Source organism: Aporhodopirellula rubra (assembly GCF_014192335.1).
Classification (GTDB): domain Bacteria; phylum Planctomycetota; class Planctomycetia; order Pirellulales; family Pirellulaceae; genus Rhodopirellula; species Rhodopirellula rubra.
Genome location: NZ_JACHXU010000011.1, coordinates 14,619 through 28,977, shown reverse-complemented (window position 1 = coordinate 28,977; position 14,359 = coordinate 14,619). Strand labels below are relative to the sequence as shown.

The window sequence follows — 14,359 nt, the reverse complement described above, 5'->3', positions numbered from 1 at the left end:
TTCCCATACGGCACCGCGCCGCTACCCTGGGGAGTGCGAGATTTCGGAACACCGCTATCATTGATGCAACGTATCAATGATCTGCGATTCGAATGATCGCGAACGTCCTCACCCTCCTCCGACTGCTTCGATCCGAGAGCCACATCTGTGTCGATTTCAATCATGCGCCGTTTCACTTTCTGCGCCGGCCACCGCTTGGTGGGCCATGAAGGAAAGTGCCAAAATCTTCATGGCCACAACTACGTGCTCGAAGTCTACGTGACCGGCCAAGAACAGGACGCGATCGGCCGCATTCTCGATTTCAAGCAACTCAAAACGAGATGCAAGACGTGGATTGACGAGAACTGGGATCACACTTTTGTGTTATGGGAGAAAGACCAAAACGGTCTCGATGCGATCCGCAGCTCCGAACCGCACCGCATCTACGAACTCGACAGCAACCCGACAGCGGAAAACATGGCCAAGCATTTCCTACACGTTGTCTGCCCAAAAATCCTCGGCGAAACCGGCGCCAGCGCGTTCAAAATCAGACTGTGGGAAAGCGAAGAAACCTACGCCGAAGTCACGCTCTAAAAACCCGCCCCCAATCGCCCCGAAAAGGAATACCAGGCACCAGCCAATTGCCACTTCCCCCAACTGGACGGATGTCCTCATCAATTTCACCGGGCAACACGGACATTTCCGGCTTCGCCACGCACCTCGAATTCGTCCCGTTGACATCCTCTATCTTCGTGGGGCATGTTATCACGCATGGCTACACGACGACGAGCACGCGAAATTGTCCTCCAACTTCTCTACGAAGCCGATCTAAACGATTGGCGCGACCCGGCTGCAACGCGCCGTTTCATTCGGTCACGATTGCAGGGCCGCAATCTGCTCACAACCTTCGCCACCGAACTGCTCGAAGGAACGTTGTCCCATCGCGACGAGATTGATCGCGAACTGAAACGGCTGTCGACCAACTGGGCTCTCAGCCGGATGCCAGTCACCGACCGAAACGTCCTCCGTCTCGGCGCGTACGAAATCCTGTATTCGCAAACGCCTGGCCAAGTCGCGATTTCCGAAGCGTTGACGCTCGCACGTCGGTACGGCGGCGAGAACAGCCCCCGGTTCATTAACGGCGTTCTCGATCGCCTCTTCAAGAAATCCGCTGCGGAAAAAAGCACCGTCGCCTCGGAATAGCCCCCATGCGATCCGCTTACGCCGAGGTGCTCCGCATCGCGGTCCCGTTGATGATCAGCACGGGCATGTTCTCGCTCGTACTCTTTGCCGACCGCACGCTGCTGTTTCAACACGAACCGGCCGAAATGGGCGCCGCGATGGCGGCCGGAAACCTGTTCTGGGTCAGCATCTGCATATTCGTCGGAATCGCGTCGATGACCGGCGCGATCGCGAGCCAGTACGTCGGTGCGGGCCGTCCCAACCGGATCGGCCGCATGCTCTGGCAATCGGTATGGTTCTCGTTGGCGACAATGCCGCTCTTTCTCACCCTGGCATACTTCGCCGAACCACTGTTCAAGTGGACTGACCAAGCCCCCACGTTGATCCCGTTGCAAACGGTGTACTTCCAAATATTGATGTGGGGCGGTGCCGGCGAAGTCCTTCAAACAGCGCTCTCGGGTTTCTTCAGCGGCACGCATCGCACCCGAACGATAGCGATCGTCAGCGTCGTCTCCGGTGTACTGAACTTGTTGCTCGACTACCTGCTCATCTTCGGTATCGATCCCGGTTGGTGGGGAGGCGACGGGGATGTCGTTTTGGAACTAGGGATCGCCGGCGCGGGGATCGCGAGCGTCATTTCGTTCTGGTTCAAAGCCGTCTGCTATGCCGCGATCCTTTTGAAACCGCAGTTCCGAAACTCCTACGGCATCATTCGCGGACTCTGCTTCGATCGCCGAATGATGTGGCGACTCGCCTACTTCGGATTCCCCGCCGGACTGATGTACGTCACCGAAGCGGGCGCGTTCTCCGTCATCGTCTTGATGATCGGACGACTCGGCGACGTTCCCTTGCAAGCGACCACGATGGCGATCAATTTCAACATGATCGCATTCATCCCGTTGGTCGGTATGTCGATTGCCGCGTCCGTCTTGGTCGGACAACATCTCGTACGCAGCGGACACGAACCAGCCATCCGGTGCGTACGCGCCGCACTAACGATCGCGTGGGCCTACTCCGCCGCGTGGGCACTCGCGTACTGGTTCGGAGCCGAAACGCTGATCTCGCTCTACGCCTTGAACCAATCCGAATCCACGATCCCCGGTGACGCCGCACTCGCACTCAAAACCGCTGAAGGATTGCTCGGCTTCGTCGCGATCTACGTACTGCTGGACGCGACCCAACTCATCCTCGCCGGTGCACTTCGCGGCGCCGGCGACACTTGGTTCGTTCTCATCGCGGGACTCAGTGTCTCGGTTGTCGCGTTAACGATCGGCATCGTGTTCGAACCGACATGGGAACCCGCGTTGTGGGGCACCGACGATTTAGCAACCCCGACCACTGCAACCACCCCAACCACGATGTCAGATTCCGTCTCCGGAACGCTGCGATGGTGGTGGATGATCCTAACGGGTTGGGTGATTTCACTCGCCGCCGCCATGTCCGCCCGCTACCTGCAAGGCTCATGGAAACGCATGCGAATGGTCTGAGCGGCGAACGACGCGAGCATTTCTTACCCTGACATGCCCGCTCACGATTTCATGAAACACTCTAGCGGCTTACCGATTTACTGCTGACGTGTCCGCAGTCGTCGATCGCACCATTCCAGGGAACCACGACTCCAGCGTCTGACTAACGCCGCCGAGTGCATGCCGCTGGATCGTCGGTGCCGACAAAGGCCCATCGACCTCAATCGTCCAAAACGTATAGCTATTATCCCGCAAAGGGCTGATCACTTTGCTGAACAAGTTCTGAGGGCTCACTTTCGTATTAAACGAAAGGTCCAGATGCTCGAGCCGAGACAGCGTGCCACTGCCATCGAGCGCGACCAGATCGCCCCACATCGACAGACGATTAAAATTGATGTCCTCACCAAAGATCGCAAACTCGGTCTCGCCGTCGGTGAACGCAACGTCTTCGGTCGGTGTGATCCGCAACAAATTCAACACTTGCACTAACAGAGGTAACTCATACATGTTCGCGCCACTGACCCTCGCGGTTCCCGATCCCTTCAGCAAATCGGAGTCGCCGAGCCGTCCGTCGAGCCGTGAGTTCATATCGAACCGTCCAGTGATCCCCGAACGCGTCTGCCCCATCTCGGCCAGGATTGTCGCGAGCTGCCCATTCTCCATCGACGCGCCGACGTCAAAATCTCCCGTCGACAACGCCACGATCCCACTAACGTTGAGCTGACCTTCAAACATCCGGCCAACGATAGGAGCCTGCCGTCCCGACTTGTCGGGGTTGACCGCGCCACCGAGCCGAGACTCCGCTGTACCAATCAGAGGCACACCCGTGATCGGATCGAGTCCAGTGGAAAACGTCCCCAATCGCAACTCATCCCCGAGAATCGAAAACGGCCCTCGCAGTGACGTCACCTGAAACCCATACGCGTGCAACGAATCAATTGCGAGATCACCACCGGCCCGCAACAGCTCACCATCCTTGACCCCGCGAATCATGATCTCACCGCGAAGCGAATGGACCGGACCGACGTCCGCGATCCGATTGCCTTCCAACTGCAGGGCGAGATCCCAGTCAATCGCGGGTGAATCTAACTCAGATTCCGGCAGCAAAATATTCGTCACGCCCCGCAATCCCAGCGGCCCACGCAGGTCCAACCCTCGCATCGCCCAACTCATTTGCTCCGGCAACGCAGCGATCAACTCCTCATCGGGAATCAACCGACACCCGCTATGCAGATCCAACGTTAACAACCACCGTCCCGTCGAATCCGGCCGACAAACCCCGTCGGCGATCAATCGTGACGCGTCGTGCCGGCCACGCAAATTCGTGATTTTCACCTGCCCATCGCTGTAATCAACGCTACCGCTCACGATATCGAGTCGGTACGGAACCGCCTTCGGCCGAATACTCAAAATGTTTGGCTTCGCACGCAACTCACTTTGATGCGCCGCATTAAGCGAAAGAACGATCGGCCGCGTCCCCGTTCGCTGAATCTGCACATCGAGCTGATCGAGCGTCCCCGCCGGCGACAACGCCTCCCAGATATTACGCGACGACTCCGGCAACGAAACCCTCAACGAGTGATCCATCGCAATGTCCGCAACACGGAATCGCATGTTCAATTCCGTCGCCATCGGATCAGACGACATCTGATACAAACCGTCGCACGCGATCTTCGCCGCGCCCGCGTTGTTAGCCGTAAAACCAATCATTCGCACGAGGTCGTCTTTGACCTGAACCCGCCCGGCCACGTTGTACAGCGGGTAGGCAAATTGGTCGTAGCGAAGCGTCCCGCCGATCACTCGCAAATCAAACTGCCGACTCGTCACTCCAGCCGCATCGGTTTGAATCGATGCCGACGCGAGTTCAATCGCGCCGCGAGGATGCAGCGAACGGATGAACGACTCCAATTTCGATTCACCCGTCGAAGCACTCCCGGTCGTTCCATCACCCGCCACGGACGATTCGCGAGGTGTCAGCGCCGACACCAACGCACTATCAATCGGGATCGCTCCGTCGGAACGGATGACGACCGACTTCGCGGGCGACACACGATCATCGGGCCGCAGCTTCATCGGCACATTGAATTCACAATGAATCGGTCGTCCGCCCGCATTGCCCGTCAACCGACGCGAGTCCACTCGTCCGTTCGATATCCGAATCAACCCGGTCAAACTCTCAACCGGATACGGAAACTTATCGAACTGAACACCGACACCCTCGCAGTTCACATTCGCCTCGACCGACCACGGTTTCTTGGCGAGAGGTTGAGGGTTAAACCACCGCGTCACAAAGTCGATCTGACCCGAAGGTTGAAAGCGATCGAACAACAGTGCCGTCTTCTCCGGCATCAACGGACGAAAACCCTCGTTCAGATAAAGATTCTCAGCCGAGACGGTGATATCACAATTCCACAAACGAGCGACCAAGCTCGAATCACAAATCGGAATCGTCAACGCATCGTCCGGCAGGCCGATGGGTGTTGAGTAATTCGCGGTGTAAACCGATGCGGACCGAATCGGCTCCGGTGCATTCAGTGCCACCTGCATCTCCGCCGTTCCCTGGGCACGCACCAATGCCTGCCCCAATGTCGCCTGCATCGGAAACAACTCGATCTTCGTCGGTGTGATCTTAACTCGCCCTGAGCAATCCTCGATCGGCGACGGCAACCGCCTGTCCGTATACCGACCATTGCGAACGACATAGTCAATCACGTAATCGAACGTCCCCGTGTTCCCACCACGATTCGCAGCCCCCGTCAAACCCGCGCCCGACAACCCGCCGTTTTTCACTGCATTGACACTCGGCACCCGATTCACACCCGGGATTGCATTCACGCCATTGGTCGGATGGCTTGCCGGTGCGGCATACACGCTCTGCGTTGCCGCTGGCACCTGACTCGCGCCGGCATCGCCCATTTCAAACGTGATGCTGAGGTCACCGAGCACGTCGAATTGCGCCCCGGCCGGTGGCCCCTTCGGCAACCAAGTTCGAAAACGGTCGACGACCGAATTGTTCAACCGCAGCGACGCGACGTTCGCCGACGCAACCGTACGGATGACCTCCTCGTCCCGCAAAACCTGCGACACGTTCACCTCGCAGCGCCCACACAAATCGCTGTCGCCTTGGATTGTGAACTTCCGCTCGCCGTCTCGGACCGCAGCGACCTCACTCAAGTTCTCGATCACAATTTCTGACCACCGGAACTGTATCGGACGTTCCGGTTCGCTCATTCCAACCACATCGTCGACACCGCCCGCCCGCACCGCCGATCCGTCGTTGCTCAGTTTCTCCTCTACCGCAACATTCAAGATGACATCGCGTAGATCGATCCGAGGGCAGACCGGGCCGAGCTTGGGCAACGGCAACAATCCCTTCAACGAAACCGTACCGTCGGATTCCAATCGCATGTCCGCGTGGACTCCCTCGATGACGACCTGCCGCGTCGTCATGGGGCTGCGTTTATCGAGCAGCTTCTTCGCGTCGATATCCGCGATCACCGTCATGCTATCGAGCACAACGACCGGGGAACGATTCCACCCCAAGAGGATCGCACCGGTGATCGACTGCTGAGACGTCCGCGGGCGTTCGTCCGACAACGGCGCAAACGCGATCCGTTCAAACTGAAATCCGACACCCGGCAGATAGACTCCCCGCCCGATCGACACATCCCACTGCGTGTAGTGCTCGGCGAGTTGTCGCTCGAACATTCGGCGGGCCTGTTCGCCCAAAGTCTGCGGGCCAATCGTTCGCGCCACGAACACAATCGCCAGGCATACCATCACCAACACCGCCATCGATTGAAGACGGCTGCGGCGTGGGCGAGCGGATTGCGTATCGGGGACCGACGACGTCAACGGAGAGATCTCATCCTTGAGAAATTACGCCTGCCTTCAGGCGAAACGGTGCGCACCGTCCACAGAAAACACACCGAAAATCGGGGCCCTGCTGCCTGATCCAGACTGCCCCGATACTAACTGCTGAATTCCTAGTTTAACCAGTCCAAAAACGACGCAAACCGATACAACCATGGACTTTGCCACGGCGAATCCAAACTCGTCGAGACCGAGAAAACGCTCGCCACCAACAGGGCGACCGCAAAGAACCTGCCCCCCCGCGATTCGCTCATTTCGTTCAGCTCAGGAATGATCGCGTAGATCCACAACGGAGCAAACCACAGCATCCAGCGGAAACAAACGCTCACACCCCCGTAATTTCGATCAATTTCCGGTCGAGCGATGTAAAACGCAAAGCAAACCACCGTCGCCACCAAGATCGCAATCGCCAACAAACGACGATCAAACGGACCATTAAAACACTTATAAATCAGCCCCAACGGCATCAGCAACCAGATCGGAGTCAACGAGAAGATGCCGTAGGTCCCCAAGGTCGCGTTGAACGCGTAAACCCCGCGGCTTGCCTCGCCGAGATCAACGCCCCGCCGCTTTCCCGTCCGCCAATAACTGCCGGGGTAGTCGTACCAATCGTCCCATTTCGCGATTTCCCATGCAGACGCCGATTTTGAGTTCGCCTGTGACTGCACCTTCCACTGTCGTTGACGCAGCGTACCGTTCTCAGACGACTCATCGATGATTTCGTAACCGCCCGCCTGCAACGCTCGAATCTGGATCGACTCCGCCTTCGCAAACGTGCTCAACTCCCTCGCTCGCACGCGGAGGGACTCCACGGCATCCGAACCGGACTCCGCGTTCCAATCGAACTCCTCGACCGACTCCCCCACACCACGATGGGCGTACGGCGTCCGCCAACTCTGATGCGCCCAATGGTTCGTTCCAAAAATCCCAACCGCAACGACGGCCGCTCCGATTAGAAACCCAGGGATCGATCGGGGGATCAAAATCCCAAACAACGCCCCCCACAGCACAAACATCGACAGCGCGGGCAATTCACACGCGACCGCGAACGCCGCCGATCCCCCCGCGATCGCCCATGGCCAAAACCGCGGCCGATAAGTCAGCCCCGCAAACGAGTCGTGCACCTTTTCGCTCGCGTGCAGATAGATGTACAACGTCAACGATGTCGCCGCGGCAGCGAACAAATGGTTGTTCAACGAGATCGCGAACGGGGTCAGCATCGTGCCGAAACATCCCGCCGTCACCGCCATCCGTTTTGCGAAATCGGACGCGCTGGACCACTCGATACTCATCACCATCGTGATCAAGAACAACGCCATCACGGGCAAATTGATCATCAACAACAGCAACCGCGGCACATAGATCGGATGCTCCGTCATGCTCAGCCCCGTGGTCTGGTGAACGACCCAGTACACCCCCGCGACCATCGTCGTCAACAACGTCGGTTTGCTGCTGTAGTAGTGCAACCGACCGTCGACTCCGACATGCCGAACCTTGTCGATCGTATCCCACAATCGATGCCCACGCGCGCCCCGGATCGTGATCAAATCATCGATCGCAAAGGTGTTCTTTTCTACTAGCGCCGCGACACTAACCCAACGACTGCGGTCATTCGCGCTCAAGAACGCGCTGTCACCCTCGGGGTTAACGACCACGGCAATCCGTCCGGCCACCAACGCCAACGACACCGCGATCAGCACCATGTGCATTCGTATCCGCTTTTCACGCGGCACGTCATGTTTTCGCATCAGCCCGACGCCTTGGCCGATTGATTGTCGTCATCGGCCGAGGGCTGCCACTCGAATCCCGCAACCTGCGAAACGCTAAACGAAACATGATGCAGCGGCACATCCGCCGCACCTCCGATGGTTGTTCCTTTTTGGAACGAGCGCAACGATCGGTCACGCGCCGCCGATACCGACACGATCAATTCAGCGATCAAACCCGCGAGCACGCACTGAGCCCCGAACAACACCGCCAAAATGCAATAATAGAAAATCGCCGTTGAATGCAGATGCAACGCTTCCCCCGTGCCGAGACGAGAAAACACCCACATCGCGCTCAAATACAGCATGCCGAGCGAACCGAGCGCGAAACACGCCAACCCCGCCGAACCGATCAAATGCAGCGGTCGCCGAGCGTAGTCGGTTAACAGATAAATACTCATCAAATCGAGGAAGCCCTTTCCTAGCCGCGACAAACCATATTTCGATTTCCCGTGAGCCCTCGGATGGTGCAAAACTTCGATCTCACCGACCTTCCAACCGCGCGCCGCCGCGAGCACCGGAATGAAACGATGACGCTCCCCGTATAGATCCACTTCCGCGAGAACCTCACGCCGATACGCTTTGAAGCCGCAGTTGTGATCGTGGAGATGAACGCCCGTTATCCCGCTAACCATCGCATTGAACACCCGACTGGGCAGCACCTTGTGCCACGGATCGTGCCGAACACGTTTCCACCCACTCACGACATCGAGTGTACTTACGTCATTCGCCTCGCGGTAGGTCGACGCTTCCCCCGTGAGGCCTATTCTTGCCTCACCCCCCGATTGCTGCCCCTCGGACTCCGACGCTCGAACAGGCGTCTCCCCCGCTAACGCGGAAAGAAACCGCGGTATCTCCTCCGGATCGTCCTGTAAATCCGCATCCATCGTGAAAACGATGTCACCACGAGCGACGGAGAACCCGGCACTCAACGCCGCCGCTTTTCCGAAATTTCTTCGCAGCCGGATCGCCCGCGTGCCCTGATTCCCGCCCGTTAGCGAACTCATCTTCGCCCACGTCGAATCCGTCGAACCGTCGTCGATGAAAATAATCTCGACCCGCTCGCCGATGCGACCGCAAACCTCCAGCAGTTTCGCATGCAGAGTATCGAGCGATTCCTCCTCGTTCATCGCCGGAATGACAACGGTCAAACTCGGCGATTCAACGCCAATCGGATTGCCCGCCTTCGACTCATCAGACCGTCGCGGAGGGTCCTGAAATCGTGGCGGACGATTGCTCAATACCGCCGCGTCGAAATCGGACAATGATCGGTCGATGTGCTTACTCAACAGCTATTCCCAACACAGTTGCTCGGCGTCAAAAATCGGCCCGTCGACGCACGTTCGTTTGTAATCCCAACTTCCGTCGTCTTGCTTGACCTTCGCGACACACGAAAAACAGATCCCGATCCCACACGCCATCGGCGTCTCCATCGAAACCTGAACGTCCACGCCGCGGTCGATGCAAACCCCAGCGACCTTCTCCATCATAATTTCAGGCCCGCACGTGAGCACACGGATTCGCTCTCCAGGGTCCTGCTGTTTGATTTCGTCGAGCCGCTCCGCCAAAACATCCGGCACCAACGCCTGCCGACCTTCCGACCCGTCGTCCGTGCACGTGGTCACATCGAACCCCGCCCCACGGAAATCGTCCACTCCCGCCAACAACGACGACCGACGGGCACCGTAAATGAGATCGACACGCTTTGCCCATCCACGACTCAACGCATCGCGGCCCGTCACTAACATCGGCGTCTGACCGATTCCGCCGACTGCCATGACCAAACGATCACACTCGGCATCGCGAAACGCATTACCGAGCGGCCCCCAGACCGAAACCGGTGTCCCCACCGGCGCCGCGGACAACGGCATCGTCAACGCACCCTTGCGCAGATAAATCAGGTCGATCGCGTCTGGGGATCCATTCTCATCGACGTGAACATCGTAAATCGCAAACGCGCGCCCGATCAGTGGCGCGTCCAGCCCCGCCAATCGAATCATTACGAATTGCCCCGGTTTCGCCTTCGACGCGATCTCCGGTGCACGCACTCGTAACAAATACGTGTTCTCGGCGACTGCCCGGTTCTCTAACAACGGTCCGGTCAAATGAACCATCGAGTCGGCGTAGTTCTTCGCATGCAGTGAAGCCATGTCGGTCTATCGTCTTCCTTTACGTTTTCGAGAAACACCACCGGTGCGTTTGAATGACTTTTTCGAGGCCGCTTTTCCACGTTTCGCCTTCGGCCCCTGAGACTCTCGCGTCGTCTCCGCAACCACCTCATCCCCCACAATGATTTTGCCCACACGCAGCGAATCACGCGACGGAGCCTTGACGGTTCGCTTAACCGCTTTCACCGGACGACGATTCTCGCGACGCTGCGGCTCACCGCCCGCTGCCCCCCGCGACGCAGGACGACCTGCCGCGGCCCCTCCCGCCGCTGAACGTTTCACCGTCGAACGTTTTGCCGTCGCCCGTTTGCCGCCTCGCGACTTTCCGTCGGCCGGTTTCAAATCACGAGGTTTCCCGACGCCCGGACCTCGTCCGTCTGCGCCGCCTCGGCCCGCCGCCTGTTCCTTGGTCGGCTTTTCCGGAGGCGCCGCCGCAGCCTGTGATGCGATCGATCGCAGCTTCTCAATTTCTTCCCGAGATAATTTTCGGTATGCACCCGCTGGCATGTCACCCAACCGCAGCGGCCCGATCGCGACCCGACGCAGCGTCTGAACCTTGTGCCCGAATTTCGCCAAAATCCGACGGATCTCGCGGTTCTTACCCTCTCGCAAACGGATCTCCATGTCCGTCGCTTTCTTGCGAGCCTTGATGATCTTGGCCCCGTCGACCCGGACCAAACCCTCCGCGATGTAAATCCCTTGACGCATCTTACGCATCGTCTCCGGCTTCACTTCCCCGGCGACCGTCACGCGATAAATCTTCTGGACGCCAAACCTCGGATGCGACAACGACTGAGCCAACTCCCCATCGTTGGTCAACAAGATCAAACCGTCACTACTGCGGTCCAATCGCCCCACCGGATAAACTCGCTCCGTCGGCGGCACCAAATCGATCACCCGAACCCGCCCCTGCGGATCCGAATTGGTCGAAACCACCCCCGTCGGTTTGTGCACCGCGTAATAAACCAGTTTCTGAGGCTTCAACGGAATTCCGTCCACACGCACCTTCTGCGTCTTCGAATTCACGTTCACGCTCAACTGCGTCACCACCTCCCCGTCCACCTCGACGCGGCCCTCACGGATTAACTCTTCGACGTGACGCCGACTGCCCAATCCTGCCGACGCGAGCAGTTGATTCAATCGTTTGGTGTCATCGGCAGGACGTGACTGCTTCTTGCGGGGAGCGGGCTGGCGGGGCATGAAGCGGACTTACAGAGCGTGCGTGAGACGGAAAAAGTAGGGCTGGCAGGACTTGAATCTTGCGAACAAAACATCGTAATTCACGGGGCCGATTCGGTCGATGGGGTTCCCGTTGTTCCACCGGTGGTTCCATTGTGTCCAATTCCCGATGCTCTCGGACGTGTTTTGAGTGATCTCGACATCGACGTGATCGAGGAGTTGACCACGGTCGCCGAAAGCATTCTGAGTCGACGTGAGGGGGTGCGGTGACCGTGTGATTCATCCGGCGACCGGAGCGTGGCCCATGCGGGTGCCGACTGGTTCGGGTAGGTACGACCCTGATTCGGGTAGGTACGACCCTGAATTTCCTGCCTGAACAATGTCACAAGGAGCCGTCGAGCTGAATCCGAGATTGGACAGACCGGCGGGGACGGTAGATTCTCTGTTTCGGAACGTCACGACCGATTGTTGGCCTGCGGGTCTTGCGTATGCAGCAAAATGAATTTCGCGGGCCCCCCTGGCAGGCCTTTCGGGTCCCTGGGGCGGTCGATGACGTCCTGCGGTAGAATTCAGTCCGTGGCCCCTTAAACACCGTCCGGCGTGAAATTGACGCGGGGGAGGGGGGGGACCTGTGGATTGCCCGCACCCTATTGGGTCCTCCTGGTCGATTGTCGGGACCGCTGAGATTCCCGCCACCGCACGGCGGAGAGAGAGTCCGTCCGTCTTGATCGTCCAAGGGGGGCCATCAAATTGTCGACCGACATCGACAAATGACCTGGGTGCCCGTCTGCGTAAGCGTGACCAGCAAATAGATATTCCGGACGGACGGTGCGACGGAGCCGTGGCACCGGGGCTTGCGGGTCCTTCCCGGTGCGGATTTCGCGGGTTGATTCCCGTCCATGCCACTACTCTCGCACGCGTCCGTCGTGAAATGGGACCACCCCACCCCCTCCGGTTCACCGGCACTTGGACGGAGCGGAGCATTCCCCCACAATGGTGCTGTGGGTTTGGTCGCCCACTAAATCGTCGTCGCCTGACCCGCGACGATTTCTAAGGTAGGCCGGTAGCTCCGGCCGTACGATTCGACCGGCCGACTACGAACCCTTTCCGTAGCGGCCGATCGGATCGGCCTGAGTTGCAATATGAGAGGGAATGCAGTTGGCTGGACGACTAGCGGCGATTCATCTAATCGATGGTGTCTACTCAAAAATGCGAGCGACGATCTCTGCCCTGGGGTGGGGGCTAGCTTTGTCGAACGCACATTGCGATCCAAACCTGTACCGAGATGATCCACTGGAGTATCTGAAGCATCGTCTGGAAAACTTTCAGAATGCGAGAGACCTAATCAAAATCGCTAATACGGATCTAAGGATCGTGGGGGATCGCTGGCCTACGTTAGCGGACCTTTTCATTTATAGCCTGCCTAAATTTGAAGACCTGGAGTTTGAGGGCCGGAGGTACTATCGCGGTCTAGATCTGTTGAAGACATTTGTTGACGATGTCGACTCATGGAGCCAAGACTGCGTCCAGCAGCTAACCGAACTTCCCACGGCACAGACTGAGTTAATCTCACTCACCGAAAAATTTAGAGGCATTCATTCGGGCGGATTTAACAACCGTTTGGAGTCGGTCTGGTATCGGATTGATCGGGAGCGGGGCCAGTTGTATCGAGATCACGTAAAAGAAAATCTGCATACCGCTCTTCACGAGCTGTCCAATCGCACGGTCGTTGTTGGTAGGTACGAAGCGATACCTGGGGAGACTGCACACAACGGAAATCGTTTCGGGGAGTACCCGCCGATTAGCGGAAAATTACGCGGTGCAAAAGTTGAAGTGCGGAAAGAGCATGCTCCATCCATCACCAATCCGACAGTTCAATGGTTCGATGATCTGGTTAGTGCGTTCATTTCACTCGGTGAATACTTCCAGGAAATCAAAGGTTATTCAGAGATCAATCGACGCAATCTTGGTTGGTTTGCGGGCCAGTTTTCATCTGCAGTGGCTGACGCAATCGATGCCCATGCTTTGCCTCCAGCAATAGAACTTGCGATTGAATCCAAGCGACAGCGAGAAAAGAGAATTGATGTTGGGGTCGCAATTTTGGGGTACACCGAAAGTACAGCAACATCGGAAACAACCTACGAGGGAAACGTGGTGCCGATATGCACGTGGTCGCTAAATCCTGGTTTTATCCGCCTCGTTGATGAACAAGGACTGTTTCGACCAATCGAAATCGGCACGAACGATACTTCAATTCCGGATCCCGAGTTTTTGAAAGCATTCCGACACGAACATTTGGGCGACGTTGCATCCAGGTACGCTGATGCGTGTCTATGGATTGCCAATTGGATGGTAACGTTGACGGTGCCTGCGAATGCAGCCATCGAGTCTGGCGAAAACGATGCTGACGCAAACGTAACATCGCCCCAGTTTTATAACCTCACAGAAAACGATCGCGCAATTCTCTCGGCGATGTTGGGATTGAAAGCCTATCCCGCAAAGAAAGAAAACGCACAGACGATCGTAAAAACTGCTCTGTACCGCGGTGACCAGAAACGAGCTTTTGACAATTTGAAAGGGCTGCAACTAGTCGACGCGAAGGAAGGACGCGGGGGCGGTTACTGGTTGACTGAGCTTGGTGAGTCTGTGGCACAGGGGCTGTCAGCGATCGAGCAATAAAACGGTGGCACCGTTTGACCCACTGATTGTACCAATTAGATAGCGATCATTCGGGCATCTCATTTTA

At 57.6% G+C, this 14,359-nt stretch carries 9 protein-coding genes; 4 read left to right on the top strand and 5 right to left on the bottom strand.

The annotated features are described in order from the left end of the window. The first annotated feature begins 162 nt into the window (after positions 1-162). The 3 genes from queD to FHS27_RS15605 all read left to right on the top strand — a co-directional run bounded on the left by queD (position 163) and on the right by FHS27_RS15605 (position 2,648). Entirely contained in the window at positions 163-573 is a 411-nt protein-coding gene (gene queD, locus FHS27_RS15615) for a 6-carboxytetrahydropterin synthase QueD (protein ID WP_044253920.1), read from the top strand. Positions 574-738: 165 nt separating this feature from the next. Then, a complete protein-coding gene (nusB, locus tag FHS27_RS15610) occupies positions 739-1,182 on the top strand; it encodes a transcription antitermination factor NusB (RefSeq protein ID WP_173405327.1) in 444 nt (147 codons plus the stop codon). Between the two features lie 5 nt (positions 1,183-1,187). Further along, a complete protein-coding gene (locus FHS27_RS15605; protein ID WP_184305847.1) occupies positions 1,188-2,648 on the top strand; it encodes an MATE family efflux transporter in 1,461 nt (486 codons plus the stop codon). Positions 2,649-2,717: 69 nt separating this feature from the next. On the opposite strand, the gene FHS27_RS15600 is transcribed toward FHS27_RS15605, so the two are convergent. The 5 genes from FHS27_RS15600 to FHS27_RS15580 all read right to left on the bottom strand — a co-directional run bounded on the left by FHS27_RS15600 (position 2,718) and on the right by FHS27_RS15580 (position 11,634). Beyond that, positions 2,718-6,482: a hypothetical protein gene (locus FHS27_RS15600; protein ID WP_184305846.1), complete on the bottom strand. Its 3,765-nt coding sequence runs from the start codon at positions 6,480-6,482 to the stop codon at positions 2,718-2,720. Positions 6,483-6,613: 131 nt separating this feature from the next. Beyond that, a complete protein-coding gene (locus tag FHS27_RS15595) occupies positions 6,614-8,248 on the bottom strand; it encodes a hypothetical protein (RefSeq protein ID WP_184305845.1) in 1,635 nt (544 codons plus the stop codon). Next, the gene (locus FHS27_RS15590; protein WP_184305844.1) at positions 8,248-9,555 is read right to left on the bottom strand and encodes a glycosyltransferase family 2 protein; all 1,308 of its coding nucleotides are present in this window, start codon (positions 9,553-9,555) and stop codon (positions 8,248-8,250) included. The genes FHS27_RS15595 and FHS27_RS15590 overlap by 1 nt, the downstream gene beginning before the upstream one ends. Positions 9,556-9,558: 3 nt before the next feature. Further along, positions 9,559-10,416, bottom strand: a complete 858-nt coding sequence (locus tag FHS27_RS15585; RefSeq protein ID WP_184305843.1) for a dihydroorotate dehydrogenase electron transfer subunit — start codon at positions 10,414-10,416, stop codon at positions 9,559-9,561. Positions 10,417-10,422: 6 nt separating this feature from the next. Continuing rightward, a complete protein-coding gene (locus FHS27_RS15580; protein ID WP_184305842.1) occupies positions 10,423-11,634 on the bottom strand; it encodes a pseudouridine synthase in 1,212 nt (403 codons plus the stop codon). Between the two features lie 1,353 nt (positions 11,635-12,987). On the opposite strand from FHS27_RS15580, the gene FHS27_RS15575 reads away from it, so the two are divergent. Further along, entirely contained in the window at positions 12,988-14,292 is a 1,305-nt protein-coding gene (locus FHS27_RS15575; protein WP_184305841.1) for a hypothetical protein, read from the top strand. Positions 14,293-14,359 lie beyond the last annotated feature (67 nt).

What these genes read in the sequence shown, in the direction of transcription:
- FHS27_RS15580 (WP_184305842.1), bottom strand. Translation starts at nt 11,634, where the DNA reads ATGCCCCGCCAGCCCGCTCCCCGCAAGAAGCAGTCACGTCCTGCCGAT.
- nusB (WP_173405327.1), top strand. Translation starts at nt 739, where the DNA reads ATGTTATCACGCATGGCTACACGACGACGAGCACGCGAAATTGTCCTC.
- FHS27_RS15585 (WP_184305843.1), bottom strand. Translation starts at nt 10,416, where the DNA reads ATGGCTTCACTGCATGCGAAGAACTACGCCGACTCGATGGTTCATTTG.
- FHS27_RS15605 (WP_184305847.1), top strand. Translation starts at nt 1,188, where the DNA reads ATGCGATCCGCTTACGCCGAGGTGCTCCGCATCGCGGTCCCGTTGATG.
- queD (WP_044253920.1), top strand. Translation starts at nt 163, where the DNA reads ATGCGCCGTTTCACTTTCTGCGCCGGCCACCGCTTGGTGGGCCATGAA.
- FHS27_RS15595 (WP_184305845.1), bottom strand. Translation starts at nt 8,248, where the DNA reads ATGCGAAAACATGACGTGCCGCGTGAAAAGCGGATACGAATGCACATG.